Annotated in this window: 9 protein-coding genes; 6 read left to right on the top strand and 3 right to left on the bottom strand. The window is 61.1% G+C overall.

What is annotated here, in order from left to right; translation table 11 throughout:
- Nucleotides 1–260 precede the first annotated feature (260 nt).
- Genes JNN07_20245 through JNN07_20235 form a run of 3 tightly spaced genes read right to left on the bottom strand, consistent with a single transcriptional unit; the run spans nt 261 to nt 4,418 of the window.
- On the bottom strand, nt 261–3,173 hold the full coding sequence (locus JNN07_20245) for a c-type cytochrome (protein ID MBL9170076.1): 2,913 nt from the start codon (nt 3,171–3,173) through the stop codon (nt 261–263).
- Between the two features lie 53 nt (nt 3,174–3,226).
- A complete protein-coding gene (gene maf / locus JNN07_20240) occupies nt 3,227–3,811 on the bottom strand; it encodes a septum formation protein Maf (protein ID MBL9170075.1) in 585 nt (194 codons plus the stop codon).
- A gap of 25 nt (nt 3,812–3,836) precedes the next feature.
- The gene (locus JNN07_20235) at nt 3,837–4,418 is read right to left on the bottom strand and encodes a DUF1802 family protein (GenBank protein MBL9170074.1); all 582 of its coding nucleotides are present in this window, start codon (nt 4,416–4,418) and stop codon (nt 3,837–3,839) included.
- 640 nt (nt 4,419–5,058) lie between these two features.
- On the opposite strand from JNN07_20235, the gene JNN07_20230 reads away from it, so the two are divergent.
- The 6 genes from JNN07_20230 to JNN07_20205 all read left to right on the top strand — a co-directional run bounded on the left by JNN07_20230 (nt 5,059) and on the right by JNN07_20205 (nt 14,715).
- Nucleotides 5,059–6,738 carry a 30S ribosomal protein S1 gene (locus tag JNN07_20230; protein ID MBL9170073.1) on the top strand — a complete coding sequence of 560 codons (1,680 nt, stop codon included), beginning with the start codon at nt 5,059–5,061 and terminating at the stop codon, nt 6,736–6,738.
- A gap of 168 nt (nt 6,739–6,906) precedes the next feature.
- Nucleotides 6,907–7,389 (top strand): cyclic nucleotide-binding domain-containing protein, encoded by a 483-nt coding sequence (locus tag JNN07_20225; protein ID MBL9170072.1) that lies wholly within the window; start codon nt 6,907–6,909, stop codon nt 7,387–7,389.
- 96 nt (nt 7,390–7,485) lie between these two features.
- Nucleotides 7,486–8,052 carry an RNA polymerase subunit sigma gene (locus JNN07_20220; protein MBL9170071.1) on the top strand — a complete coding sequence of 189 codons (567 nt, stop codon included), beginning with the start codon at nt 7,486–7,488 and terminating at the stop codon, nt 8,050–8,052.
- 264 nt (nt 8,053–8,316) lie between these two features.
- Nucleotides 8,317–11,739 (top strand): serine/threonine protein kinase, encoded by a 3,423-nt coding sequence (locus JNN07_20215; GenBank protein MBL9170070.1) that lies wholly within the window; start codon nt 8,317–8,319, stop codon nt 11,737–11,739.
- 236 nt (nt 11,740–11,975) lie between these two features.
- Nucleotides 11,976–12,986, top strand: coding sequence for a peptidyl-prolyl cis-trans isomerase (locus JNN07_20210; protein MBL9170069.1), 1,011 nt, complete (start codon nt 11,976–11,978; stop codon nt 12,984–12,986).
- Nucleotides 12,964–14,715, top strand: a complete 1,752-nt coding sequence (locus tag JNN07_20205; protein ID MBL9170068.1) for a hypothetical protein — start codon at nt 12,964–12,966, stop codon at nt 14,713–14,715. The genes JNN07_20210 and JNN07_20205 overlap by 23 nt, the downstream gene beginning before the upstream one ends.
- The last annotated feature ends 9 nt before the right edge of the window (nt 14,716–14,724 follow it).

Below are 14,724 nucleotides of genomic sequence, written 5' to 3'. Positions count from 1 at the left end.
TCCTACCAGGCTTGAAAGGAAGGCGGCGACAACCTCCAAGGAAGAGTTTTGCCCACGGAACACACAGAACACACGGAGTCGGAGGTAATTGAGCAGAACAGTAACCTCAGTCGGCTCGGCCACTCGCCCCGCACCTGCGGTCGGGGTTGCGGTCTCTCCTCAGATCCGTGTGGTCCGCGTGGTCCGTGGGCAAAATGTCCCCGCTCCCCAGGCTTCCGCACCTCACAACAGCCGTGCCATCGGGACGGCGGTGTTTGCTGCTAGGGGAGTTTGGCTGACCCGGGGTTCAAGAGGAACTCCAGCAGGTCCGCCATATCCGCGGGGGTCATGCCGCTTTCCAAGCCGTCCGGCATCAGTGATTTTCCGCTCGCCTGAAGCTGCTTGAGCTGGGCTCGGGGGATGAGTTCATCGCTGAGCCCTGGACGTCGGAGCGTCACGCCTGCGGAGGTTTCTGAGACCAGGATTCCCGTGATGGCTTCGCCTGTTTCGGTCTGAGCGGTGTAGGACACGAAGTCGGCCGCGACCTGGCGGCTGGGATCCAGGAGGTCGGACAAGAGCGCCTCTTTGGTTCGGTTGCCGAGTCCGGCGAGATCTGGGCCAACCAACTGGCCCTTGCCCTGCAATTGGTGGCAGCTCAAGCAAGCCCGCGCGAAATGGTCTGCGCCGCGCGCAGGATCGCCTTTCTGGCTGAGTGCGGCGGCGAATGTTTCGATGACTCGCTGCCGGTCCTCCGAAGCGGGCTGCCCCAGCGCCTTGGCGATCCGCTCGATCAGCTCGGGAATTCGGTTCTGTCGCAGCGTCTGCTGTGCGGCTGGATCCATCTCCGTAATCGCGACCCGCCCCTCCTCGATCGCTTGCACGAGTTCGATGGTGGCTTCGGGGGAGCTGGTGGCGCTCGTGATGAGTGCTCGTCGAGAACGAACCGAGTAGCTCGGCCATTGGCTCAGGACTTCCTTCCATTGAGCCGCCTCGTTGATTTTGCCCCACGCTCGCGCGGCTTCCGTTTGAATGATTTCACGTTGTGGCCCCTTGAGAAAAGCGGCCAGGGCCGCCCGGGCTTCCTTGGTGCCGGCACGGGCGAGCACCTCCGTGGCCAGGCGCGCCAGCGGGCCTTCCGACTTTGGATCCTCCGCAGTCTGGCGGGCCAGCGACACAAAATCGTCCAGCCAGGCTTTGCGTTCATCGGTTTCGCAGAGGGAACGGAAGCGCTCGGACCAGGCATGATCAACCCCCGACCATCCGTCGATCAAACCGGCGAACAGGGCCAGGTGCTTCGTCGTTAGCCCGCGGGCGCGAAAATTGACGAGCATGGCGATGAGCGACGCCCGATCCTGCTCAGGCCCGGCGGCCCCGACATCGGAAGCCAGGCTGCGCAGAAACTCGAGCCGATCGGGGGTGGGATCCAGGTAGGACCGCTCTCCCCACATAATCTGCTCGAGCAGCGGCCACGGCCTTTCCCCGGCACTGCAGCGGATGGCAATTGCCTGAAGCGCGTCCAATGCGGAGTTTTGGCTGACCTGATACAGCACCTCGGTGCGCTCGCTGACAGGGGCGGCTGAAATGGAGAGCGCAACCTGAAGGCGGACGCGATCGTCCCGGTCCTTCGCCAGCCCAGCCACGCGTTTCAACAGCACCGGCGAGCTGACCAGTTGGGTTTCGCAAAGCCGTACTGCCACCTCGCGAACGCGGGGCTGGGGATCGGCCAGAGCCGTTAAAAGGTTGGATTCCGCCAAGCCGTTGAGGGGCTGCAGCGTGAAGAGAGCTTGGACTCGGGTTTGAGGGAGGGCTCCACGCACGGCGAGCTCTTTGAGTCCCGCATGGGCCTGCAGATCGCGCCGCTCCCACAGCAGTCGTTGGGCGGTGTCCCGCTTCCATCCGTTGGGGTTCTCCAACAACTTTACGAGCTCCTCAGTGGTCGCCTTTGACAGGGGAGTTAAGGGTGCGGGGTTTTTCTTCTTCGAACGGATCCTCCAGATACGGCCATGCTGGGCTCCTTCCCGCCAGTCCGCCGCATTCCTGAGCTTCTCGGGAACGAAGTTGGGATGCTCGACCCAGGAGCGATAGAAGTCTGCCACGTAGAGGGCTCCATCGGGTCCGGTGGCAAAATTCACCGGATGGAACCACGGGTCGGTCGAGGCGAGGAACTCCCGGTCCTTTTCTCCTCGAACCGCGGTGAAGCTGCTGCCGCGCGGTTGAAGGATCCGGCGGTGAACCAGGTTTCTGAGTGTTTCGCCCACGAAGAGATTTCCGGCATAACCAGGAGGCAGCGCATCACCCCGGAACACGATGAGACCGGCCAATGCGTTGTAGTGGGCGGTCGATTCCTGGTTGAAGGTTTTGGGAGTGGGCGTGCGTGGAAAGACTCGTCCATCATCCTCCGCTGGCTGCACGGCCACCACCCCTGAGGAGGTTGCCAGGCGCGGGTTTTTAAGCAGATACTCCAGAGGCACGCCGTCATGGCGAGCAGGGATGGTGTTCCAGGAAAGGAAGCGGTTGCCCCAATCATCTCGGCCCAACCCAAATTGACTTCGACCGGCCAGGGTTTGGTAATCCCCCGTGTCGGGACGGAAGCGGAAGTCAAGTCCGCGGAGGCTCACACCTTGAAACTCGTCGGGCCGGCGGATATCGCCGTCGCTGCGTCCATTGGCACCATAAACCCAGCCATCGCCGCCCCACGTGAGTCCGTTCACGCGCAGCTGTTGATTGCCCTCGGCGAACCCGGTTAAAACCACGCGACGTTCATCCGCCCGTCCATCCTGATCATTGTCCTTCAGAAAGAGCAGCTCGGGGGCGGCGGTCACCAGAACTCCGTTGTTCCAAGCGAGGACTCCATTGGGATAGGGAAGGGATTCGGCGAACACCTGTGAGGTTTCATATCGGCCATCGCCGTCCTTGTCTTGCAGCAGGCGGATTCTCCCAGGGCCGGGGCCGATGGGATAGTCCTGCATCTCCGCCACGAACAGCCGTCCATCGGCATCCCAGGTGAGTGAGACCGGGCTCGAGACATCGGGCTCGGCAGCCACGAGCTCGATGGTGAGCGTGGGATCGGCTAGCTCGAACGACGCGAGGGCGTCGGCGGCGGAGAGCGGGCTGGTCGCGGCGGAGGCATTCGGTCGGAACGCCAGGCTCGCCAATAGGAGAAAGCACAGGGGCGATCGCAATGCGGAGTTCATCGCCGCGGACCATAAACAAGGGCCTGCCAACGGACCAGCGGATTATGAGGCCCTCAGTTCGGGGGGATACCGAGTTCGTCGAAGGCCAGTTTCAGTCGTTCCAACGGCAAGCCCACTACATTGGAATGGGAGCCTACGATGGATTCGACGATTCGATCACCATGGTCCTGGATGGCGTAGGCACCGGCTTTGTCCAATGGTTGGATGAGCGCATGGTAAGCGTCGATGTCTGCGTCCTTCAAAGACCGGAATCGGACGCTGGTTGTGTCTGAGAACACCTTCCGCTTTCGTTGTGCCAGGTTCAGAAGGCACACGCCGGTGATCACGTGGTGAACCTTTCCCTGAAGGGCGGTCAGCATGTCGTGAGCCTGGCTGAGATCCTTGGGTTTCCCGAAGATCTGATGGTCTAAGAACACCAAGGTGTCTGCCCCCAGCACCCATGCATGTGGATTCCGTTGAGCCACCGCATCGGCCTTTCGGTGCGCGTTGATCTGACAGATTTCCTGAGGGGAGAGGTGCTCGGGCTGAATTTCGTCCGCTGGGCTGGTTTGGACTTCAAAGTCCACGCCTAATTCCCGCAGGAGATCCGATCGACGTGGGGAGCTCGAGGCGAGGATCAAGGGGAGGGCTACGTTCATGGTGATGGCGTTCCCGAGACCCTACTCAGTGCCCAGGCATGGAGGCTTCTCCCGCGAGGGTGGTTCGAAAGCGTTGGAGCGCGGCGTCGAACTCGCTGTCGGAGAGAACGGGTGTGGCGGTCTCCGGCGACAGGTCCGGCTGCAGCTCGATCCACGACTTGCAGCCTCCGTACTCACTGATGAGGGGAATTTGAATTGGTTTGGCGAGCCGGTAAACACGGATGGCGATGGCGAAGATGTTCTGAGTTGGGCCCCAGTCGAAACGCTGGGCGATGACATCTTCCTTCCAGATATGCTGTCCTTGGAGCCGCTGTGCAGCGGCCAAATCTTCCACCCGGTGCCATTCAACCACCCGCGCCAGGAACTCAATGGACGCAACGTTGCTGTTTTGGAGTTGGGGCAAGACGGGCTCGAAACGCCGACGTGCTTCATCCACAACGCATTCGGCCTGTTGATGGTACAGCGTTGGGAATAGCCAGAACTCCGAGTGTTCCAATCGGAATCCACCGCGGCCTTCGCTGATTCCCCCTTTGCGAAGAATCAGGATCTGTTCGCCCCGGCCCAAGGCATCCACGACCACGGCCCATTCTTTAAAGGCAATGCGCACGGAGCCCATTCAAGGCCATGGAAGGCGGCGAATCAAGACTGGGTATGTCTGCCCCTCTTTCCGAAATCGTGATCGTCATCACCCTCCTCTTCACTCGCCTCAGCCCGAAAATGGCACGCCCGCTACCAAGGGCCGCACCAGAAATGGGGAAGTTGTTGAACCGCGATGGACGCAAAGGACGCCATGTCTGAGGGGGGGAAGAAGACTCCTGCCTTTGTCTTCCCTTCCGTTCCCCCAGTGCGTCCATCGCGTCCATCGCGGTTTAAAACTCGGGCTCCTTCCCACCCCGGCTTGCGGAGGTTGAGCCCCCAACGACGGGCATGGCGGGTGTCATCCCAAGGGGTAGGCCTCCCGGCCCGTTCCCTGTCCTCTTTTGTTTATCGCCCCCCCCTCCGATTCCGCTTCATTTCCCCTTGATTTTGTCGCTATGAAGCCTAGCCTTATGGCTTGCCTGGGATCTGCGTGTGCAGATTTCCCATTTATGGCTGAGAAAAGACCGTTAATGAACAACCTAACCATCAACCCTCCGTTGCCTGAGCAACGTTCGGTTCGTTAGGCAATGGGGACTTCGCCGGGTTACGATCTGATAGTCTACCCCGACCAAGCCTCCTCGCAGTACCGTTCCCATCACTAATATTCTATGCTGACTATGGAAGAAGCCCTGAAGCAGAGTGCCATGCACTTTGCCGCCGGGGAAATTGTTAAAGGCACCATCATCGAAGTTCGTCCGAAGGAAGTCCTCGTCGACATCGGTTACAAGAGCGAGGGTGTCATTCCGGCCAACGAATTCGAAGACATCAAGACCGCCAAGGTTGGAGATGTCATCGACGTGCTGATTGAGAAGCTCGAGGACAAGGAAGGTTCCGTAGTGCTCTCGAAGGAGAAGGCGGAGTTCAAGCGCAACTGGGAGAAGATCCTCAACATTTGCAACGAGGGTGGAACGGTCGTTGGCAAAGTGAAGTCCGTGGTGAAGGGCGGCCTGGTGGTGAACATCGGCGTCGAGGCTTTCTTGCCCGCCTCTCAGGTGGACGTGGTTCCTCCCAAGAACCTCAATATTTTCGTCGGCAACTCTTACGACTTCAAAGTTGTTAAGATCAACCAAGATCGCCAGAACATCGTGCTCTCCCGCCGCGAGTTGATCGAGCAGGAGCGCAATGAGCGCCGCGGGAAGCTGCTCAGCGAGATGGTTCCGGGCGATATCCGCAAAGGCACCGTCAAGAACATCACCGATTTCGGTGCGTTCATCGACCTCAACGGTCTGGACGGCTTGTTGCACATCACCGACATGTCCTGGGGACGCATCGGCCATCCTTCCGAGCTGCTCAAGGTCGGGCAGGAGCTCGATGTGGTGGTGCTCGACATCAACAAGGAAAAGGAGCGCGTCAGCCTCGGCCTCAAGCAGAAGCTCGCCAATCCTTGGGACAACATCGAATCGAAGTACCAGGTTGGCCAGAAAGTGGCCGGCAAGGTCGTCAATCTCGTTCCCTACGGCGCCTTTGTCGAACTCGAACCGGGTGTCGAAGGTTTGGTGCATGTCACCGAACTCTCCTGGACCAAGCGCATCGCGAAGCCCTCGGATGTGCTCAAGCAGGACCAGCAAGTCGAGGCCGTGGTGCTCGGAATCAACCGCGAGGAGCAGAAGATCTCCCTGGGTATCCGCCAGCTCGAGACCAATCCGTGGGACAAGGCGATGGAGAAGTATCCTCCCGGAACTCACGTCAAGGGCAAGATCCGCAACCTCACCAGCTACGGCGCGTTTGTGGAGTTGGAAGAAGGTCTGGACGGCATGATCCATGTCTCCGACATCTCCTGGACCCGCAAGATCAATCATCCTTCCGAAGTGCTCAAGAAGGGCGAGGAAGTCGAAGCGATCGTGCTCGAAATCGACAAGACCAACCAGCGCATTGCTGTCGGCATGAAGCAGCTGGCTGAGGATCCCTGGAGCAACATCGACAAGTATTACAAAGTCGGCGACCTGGTCAGCGGCAAGGTTTCCAAGCTCGCGAGCTTCGGAGCGTTCGTCGGCCTGCAGCACGACATCGACGGTTTGGTCCACATCTCGCAGGTCAGCGAAGAGCGCGTGGAAAAAATCAAGAATGTGCTCAAGGTTGGCCAGGACGTTACGGCTCGGGTCATCAAGATCGACAAGGCGGAGCGCCGGATCGGTCTGTCCATCAAGGCGGCCAACTACACCGCCGAGCAGCTGGAAGCCGAGCGCGCCGTTCTGGACGCTCTCAAGCCGGGCGAAGACCTGGTGGCTTTGCAGCATGCCTTCGACGCCGCTCATGAAGCCGTCAAGGAAAAGGGCAAGGACGAATAGTTTGACACCGTTCTCTTGAACGGATCCTATCAAGGCAGGCCGCAAGGCCTGCCTTTTTTGTTATTTGCGCCCGGCTGGGCGAGCTGATGGGGTGCGAGGTTCAAGGCTAGTTCACCTTCCGCCAAGGAATGTGATGTGGAATTGTCCAAAACAGACGATATTCTCTTTATGGGACACGACGAAACGAAGTCAGCTGCGGACTTGGAAGGGATGGCGAAGCGCATCCGTCAACACCCGTTCTTCGCTGATTTTCCTGAGCAGTTCATCCCCACTTTGGCGGCCAACGCCATGCCGGTGGAGTTTGACAAAGGCCAGATCATCTTTGACGTCGGCGACCTGGCCAACCGGTTTTACCTGATCGAAAAGGGGAAGATTCGTCTGGAGGCTGAGGGGCCCGATGGCCAGAACGTGGTCTTGCAAGTGCTCGAACCAGGCCAAGTGCTGGGCTGGTCCTGGCTTTTCCCACCTCACTATTGGCGTTTTAGCGCCGAAGCGGTTGAGCCCGTTCAGGCCGTTTTCCTGTATGGAACTCGGCTGCGTGAAACCGCTGAAGCGGATCCCGCATTCGGCTACCAACTCATGAAGCGTGCCGCCCATATTGTGATCGAACGATTGCAGGACGTGCGGCAAAAGTTGATCGACCGACGCTGAACCGTCTCCGGCTCCACTCTGAGCGAACTTCGGGACACGGCTGCAGTCAGTTTTTGGCTGGCGGAACACCTTAATTTATTTTAGGCTCCTGCCTCCGTGAGCGAAATCACGAGTATTCTTTTGCGGTTGGAGAAGGGGGATCCGTCCGCGACGCAGGAATTGATGTCGCTTGTTTATGGAGAGCTCAGGCAAGTGGCGGTAAGCAAGATGGCAGGAGAACCGGCCGGGCACACGCTTCAACCCACGGCGCTCGTTCATGAAGCCTGGCTCAGGCTGGGAGGGGACTCGCAGCCGGGCTGGCGGAATCGGTCTCATTTTTTTGGAGCCGCTGCCGAGGCGATGCGGCGCATCCTCGTGGAACGCGCGCGGCGGCGGCTGGCTGCGAAGCGTGGGAGTGGAGCGGAGTTGTTGGATATCGACCGGCTCGAGCTGCCCGCGCCCATCGCGGATGATGACGCTCTACTGCGCGTGAGCGAAGCGATGGACAAGTTGTCCCGGATCGATCCCTCGAAGGCCGAGTTGGTGAAGCTTCGATACTTTGTCGGCTTAACATTCGACGAGACAGCGGCGGCGCTGGGCATCACCGTGCCGGTGGCGAAGCAATGGTGGAACTATGCGAGGGCCTGGCTTTCGGTTGAGCTCGGAGGTCGGGCGGCGGATTAAGCCGAGAAACGGCAGTTGCCCGGCATCGATCTGACGCCAGATCTTGGCGAGCACGACGCTCCTCGAACCTTACCGTATCACCTTCCAGATACGCCGAAGTTCAACTCAAGTCCTGCCCATCCAAGCCATTCCGCATCTCAGCGCCGCTCGAGTGTGGTTTCCTGGCGAAGCCGTGGGCGAATGGGTTGGATCATCTTTCTTCGCCGCCGTTGATTTTCTTGATACTTTTGTCCGGTTTTTGACGCATGCGAGATAGGTGACTTTGTGAGTGCTGAACTGTCCATGACCCGGCCTTCCGATGGAGAGGAATCTCTCTTCCTTGCCGCATTGGAACGCAGCGAGCCAGAGCGCTCCGCGTTTCTCGACACGGCGTGTCAGGGAAACCCGGCGCTGCGGTCACGCTTGGAGACCTTGCTGGCGGCGCATGCGCGGCCGGACGCCAACCTGGAACTGCCTGACGAGGTGTCCAGGCACCAGCGCGAGGCGTTCGAAGGCTGGTGGCGCTGCAGTGGGGTAGGGCTGCAGGTGGGGCCGTACAAGCTGCTGGAGAAGATTGGCGAGGGTGGATGCGGCATCGTCTATGTCGCCGAGCAGTTGGAGCCTGTGCGACGGCAGGTGGCGGTAAAGGTGATCAAGCTGGGCATGGACACGAAGGAACTGGTCGCTCGCTTCGCTGCAGAGCGCCAAGCCCTCGCCCTCATGGATCATCCGAACATCGCGCGAGTGTTCGATGCAGGGACCACAGGCACGGTGCGGCCTTCCGATTCTACAAGCCCCATTCCGGAGGGACGTCCTTATTTCGTGATGGAGCTGGTGCGGGGTGCCTGGATCACGAACTACTGCGATGAACACCAGTTGGGGATTCGCCAACGACTCGACCTGTTCGTTAGAGTCTGCCTGGCAATTCAGCACGCCCATCAAAAGGGGATCATTCATCGAGACATCAAGCCTTCGAACATCCTGGTGACCGTCCACGACGAGATCCCGGTGCCTAAGGTGATCGATTTCGGCATTGCGAAAGCAATTCAGGGTCGTCTGACCGAGTCGACGGTGCACACCCAGCAGCATCAATTCATGGGTACGCCCGCATACATGAGTCCGGAACAAGCCGAGATGGGGAAGCTGGACGTAGACACTCGCAGCGATATCTACAGCTTGGGGGTTCTGCTCTATGAACTTCTGACTGGGCGGACCCCGGTGGAAGGCAATGAACTGCGCGGGATGGGGGTGGACGCGTTGCGTCAGGCCATTCGTGAACGGGAGCCTTCCACCCCCAGCTCGAAGCTGGCGAGCTTGTCAGCAGCGGAACAAACGGAGACGGCGCGTCGGCGATCGGGGGATTCGATTCAGCTGATTCAGCTGTTAAGGGGCGATCTCGATTGGATCCTGATGAAATGCCTGGAGAAGGATCGTTCTCGGCGTTACGCGACCGCGACGGAGCTGGTGGCAGACATTCAACGGCACCTGGACAATGAGCCCGTGTTCGCCCGGCCGCCCAGCGCAGCTTACCGCTTGCAAAAGGCGTTTCGCCGTCATCGCGTGGCTTTCTCCGCCGTGGGCGCAGTGGGGCTGGCCCTGTTGATCGGACTCGCGGGCAGCATTTCTCAGGCGGTTCGTGCCACTCGCGCTGAGGCGCTGGCATCGAACCGGCTGGCTGAATCGGAGGCTGTGACGACGTTTTTGACGGAGGTGTTTCAGAGCTCGGATCCGGCGCGTGACGGGCGCACGGTGACGGTGGTCGAAACGCTGAAGGCGGCGGCTCAACGGCTGGATTCGGACCTGACCGATCAGGACGCACGACGTGCGGAGCTGCGATGGATCCTCGGAAAATCCTACCTCGCGCTCAACCTGGCCGCGGAAGCCATCCCATTGCTGAACCAGGTGGCGAGCTATCGAGTCTCGGCCCTCGGCCCGGACAGTCGGGAAGCGCTGGAAGCAAAACGTCAGGTGGGCAAGGCCTACACCACCGCCCTTGAAGTCGAGCAGGCACTCGGGGTGCAAAAGGAATTGCTGGCGTCTCACCAGCGGCTGCATGGAAGGAGTGCGCCCGAAACCATCGCGGCGATGGTGGACCTGGGATTCACCTACTGCGTGGCGAACCGCATGGACAAGGCGCGTGAGCTGGGAACAGAAGCGGTGAAGCTGAGTCGCGAGATCAATGGTCCTGAGCATCCGGATACAGTGCTCGCTCTGCAGACGTTGGGGTTGGCGTACCCTGATGCCGAAGCGGTGGGCCTGCGTGAGGAGGGTTACGCGCTCAGTCTCAAGGCAAACGGACCGGAGCACAAAGTCACTCTGCGTGCGGCCCTCATGCTGGATTTGTCCTATGCCGCGGTTGGCCGCGAGGAGCCACGCTTGAAGTTGCTCGAATGGTTGGTGCCGATGTCGGTGAAACTGTCGGGTCCGAACAACCGGGCCACCCTCCGGAACCTGTCCGAATTGGAGAAGGTCTACTACAATGCGGGCCGATGGCAGGATGCGCTGCAACTCAAGGCCGACCATGCCCGATGGGATCCGAAGGACCTGGATACGGAATTGTTGGTCATGCAGGCGTGGTTCGGTCGTGAGGCGGACTACCATGCGTCCTGCCATCGCCTGCTCAAGTTGGTGGAGGGAACTCAGATCCCGACGACAGCCGAACGGGCGGCGAAGGCAGTCCTGCTGCTTCCTCCCGAGGATCCTCAAGTGCTTGCAACGGCATTCCTCCTCGCCCGCCGGGCGGTCGAGCATGGGGCCGACCATCGATGGTTCGGTCAGTTTCAGCTCGCCCTGGGCATGGCCGAGTTTCGCCGCGGCAACTACGCGGCCGCGGACCGGGCGCTCCTGGCGGCGGAGAAGGCAGCGCCGATCAACGCCGGCTTCTTCCACGCGATGAGTCTGCAACGTCAGGGAAGGGAGGCTGAGGCACGGCGCCGATTCGATGAGACGGCCGTGCGCATGGCTCCGCTTCCCGACGATGATCAGAATCCGCTCGCCAATGGGTCTTCGGGAGGTCGCATCACGACGTGGCTGGCCTTCCGGGAAGCTGCGCGCGTATTGGGGTTGGAAGCAGGCGAGGCACTGACCAGTGCCTGGCTGGAAAAACTGAGTAGCGACGTGTCAGCGACTCCTGCGGACGGCCTTCGGTCGCTCCAGTTGGCCACTTTGTTGCTGTGGCTCGGCAAGACCGAGGAGCACGAACGTCTCTCCCGTTCATTCCTCGCTTCGGCCTCCCAGTCTGTGGACGCCTCGGTGTGCGATCGTGCCGCAAAAACCTACTTGCTCCGGCCGGATCCAGACCCCCACAGCTTGAAGCAGGCCAGCGCCGCCGCCCGTCGCGCGCTTGAGATTGCTTCAGGGCAAGACAGCAACCTGCCGTGGTTTCGCACGGTGGCAGGAATGGCGGCCTACCGTGAGGGGCAGTTCGACCGGGCCGAGGCGCTCCTGACCGAAGCGGTGGTAAACCCCTTGCACCCATCCCAAGGCCGACTGGCTCTCGTCTTCAGGGCGATGACCCGCTGGTGCGCCGGCCATACAAACGATGCCAAAGCCGATCTCGCCGAGCTTCGTCCCGAGGATTTTGCCTTGCCCGACCGATCCCGATTCACTTCCGCGGTTCGCGACCACGATCAATTGGCAATACGCCTCGCCTGCTATGAGGCTGCCACGCTGATGAAGGTCTCGCCTGCTCCACGGAAACCCGACTAGCAGGGGCCGCGGGAGGGTCCCCCATCGTACCCGCTGGCCGTGTCCAGAGATCCGGCGGTTTTCGAGTTTCCAGCCCACAAAACTTTTTTTCGATCGTTCATACTTTTTCTCCTGCACTTGCGCATGAAGGAGTGGCGCGTAGATCCCGGTGGGAAGTAATCGGGGAACACCTCGCCCCAACAACCCAAATGATGTCGTCGCTGTGTAGTCTTTGCCAGGCAGGTGCAAAACAATGGGTGCGTTGCCTGATTCAGCCGGGGCGCATCATGGGGACCGGATGTGTGATGTTGATGCTTCTGGCGGTGGGTTGCAGCCAGGCGCCTGGAGTGCGCGATCCCGGGACGTTGGCCCAGGTAGGTGACAGCATCATCACGGTCGAGGATTTGCGGCAGCGGTTGGCCGAACGCAGCCGGCGCAGTTCAGGTCTTCCCTTGACGAAGGCTGATCGCGACGCGGCGTTGGAGGAACTTGTGCAGTTCGAGGCGTTGTATGTCCGGGCTCGGCAAACGGGCTTGCACACCAATCAGGCTTTGGTGGCCGCCTTCAAACGCACCGTGGTCAGTCGCTTCAAGGAGCAGGGGTTGGCAGGCTTGAACGTCGCTACTCCCTCGGATGTGGAAATTGAAGGGTATTACCAACGGCATCTTGAGCGGTTCACCACCCCCGCCAAAATTCGCGGTGCAATCATTCGGCTGGATGTCCCCAGAAAGGCGACGGCCGAGCGACGATCGCAGGCGTTCACCGAGGCCACTGCGCTGCGCGAACAGGCCATCCAAGAAACCGCTCACCTGTCCCACTTTGGCGAGTTGGCTGAACGGCACTCCACGGACCAGGCCACAAGGTATGTGCAGGGAGACTTTGGATGGCTGACGCCTGCCGCGCTGGCGGGGCGGCATGGCGCGGCGTTGGCTGAAGCGGTGGCGGCGCTGGTATCCGCCGGGGAGGTTACCCCGGTGGTGGAAACACCGGACGGGCTCGCCTTCGTGAAGCTGACGGAGCGCCAGCCCGAGTCGCGCAGACCCCTCGCCCAGGTGCGGGACGGCATCGTTCGCCAGCTCAAACAAACGCGGCACGCGCAAGCAGAGGATGATTTCCTTGCGGTAGCGAGACGCCAGGTGGCGGTTCGGATCGATCGCGAATTGTTGGACTCGGTTTCGCTCCCGGATCGCCGTGTCGAGCCGCCGTCGGTCCCCGGCCTCCAGACCACTCAAGCCAAGACGCCCCATGAAGACTCGATTTCAAACTAGTCGCCTCTTTCCGATCTTCGCTGCCGTTGCCCTCGGGGTCTTCGGCGGGAACGCCGCTCGCGGGCAGACCCTCACGCAAACGTTTGCTCTGCGCGCCGGCTGGAATTCGATCTGGCTCGAGATCGATCCAACGAACAACACCATCGGCGCTGTGTTTGCGGGCGCGCCGCTGGTGGCTGTGTGGACGTTTGCCGATCGCATCACGGCGGTGGACTTCATCGCGGACGCGAACGAGCCGGTGTGGAATCGTGATCGGTGGTTGCGCTATCTGCCGCCCGGCCATCCGGCAGCGTTCCAGAACAACCTGTTCGCTGCTCCCGGTTACCGCGCGTACCTCGTCCAGCTGACGAACGCATTCACGTTGAACGTGACGGGGCGTCCGGCCTGGCGGCCGCGTGCCTGGGCGCCGAACGCCTACAACCTGCGCGGGTTTCCCCTCGATCCCGCGCTGCCGCCCACCTTTCTCGACTTCTTCCAACCGTCGTCCGCTCACTACGATCCTTCTGCCGGACGTCTCCAGAAAATCTACCGGCTGGCCGGCACCGGACAATGGACGCTGGTTCATCCGTCCGATCGCATGGCGCCAGGCGAGGCCTACTGGTGCTTCGCCAACGGTGGCTCGGATTACGTTGCGCCCATCGAACTCAAACTGGATGGAGGAGACGGCCTCGACTTCGGCAGTTCGCTCAACAACGCCAATCTCGCGTGTCGCAATCTCCGCGAGACCGACGTGACAGTCTCCATCCGCGATCTCGCCGCGCCGTCGCCGCTCTCTTATAAGCGGTTCAATCCCACCAACGCCAGCGACTGGGTCAAACTCGACGGCGCGTGGACCAGCCCAACACCTGCCGGAGGCGAAGCGAATCTCACCACATCGATTCGCCGCCGGGACATCCCCGGGGATCGATACGCGTCGGTCCTTGCGGTCACTGACGGGGCAGGGACGCGTCTGCAACTGCCAGTGTCCGCGCGCAAGCTCACCGTGGCGGCGGGTGGTGCACCGGCGCCCGGTGGAGCCCACAGCCTCGCCGGACTTTGGGTCGGCCAGGCCTCGGTGAACGCGGTCAATGAAGTCAGCTCGGCCACGGACGGCGTCAGCACCACGGCGACTTCCGGGGAGTTCCGGCTGCGCCTGTTGATTCATGTCAGCCGCGATGGCACTGCGCGGCTGCTGAAGGAAGTGGTGCAGCTTTGGAAGAATGGAACGACCACGAACACACCATCGGGCCAAAGCGTGGTGGCGGTCCCGGGACGCTACGCGCTGGTGACCGAGTCCTCGCTGTATTCGCAGTTCGGCGGTGCGATCTTGCGGGACGGCACACCGGGAGGCCAGCGCTTCACGGCAGTCGGCTACGATTTCCCGACCACGAGCGGCGCGAACTTCCTGCCGTTGACCGGGACCTTCGGCGGCGCCGGCACGCTGGCGGGCACCATCTTACTCTCACCCCAATTCCCGACCAATCCGTTCCGGCACAAGTTCCATCCCGATCACGACAATCTCGACGACCGGTTTGTCGGGCAAAGGGAGGAAGCCTTCCCTGTGCAGCGGGCGATCTCGCTGCAGTTCGCCTCCGCTGCACCCGCGGGTGAGAGCGATCCCGACTTCGGCTACCGGGTCCAGGCCGGGACGTATCGTGAGACGGTAACTGGCCTTAACAAAACACCCATTCGTTGCCAGGGACCATTCCGACTGACGCGCGTTTCCGACGTCGCGGAGCTGAACCGTTAACCCGACCGC

The sequence above is a fragment of the Verrucomicrobiales bacterium genome (genome assembly GCA_016793885.1).
In the GTDB taxonomy this organism is placed as follows: Bacteria; Verrucomicrobiota; Verrucomicrobiia; order Limisphaerales; family UBA11320; genus UBA11320.
The sequence above is the reverse complement of the archived record's forward strand: the minus strand, read 5'-3'. Positions and strand labels throughout refer to the sequence as shown.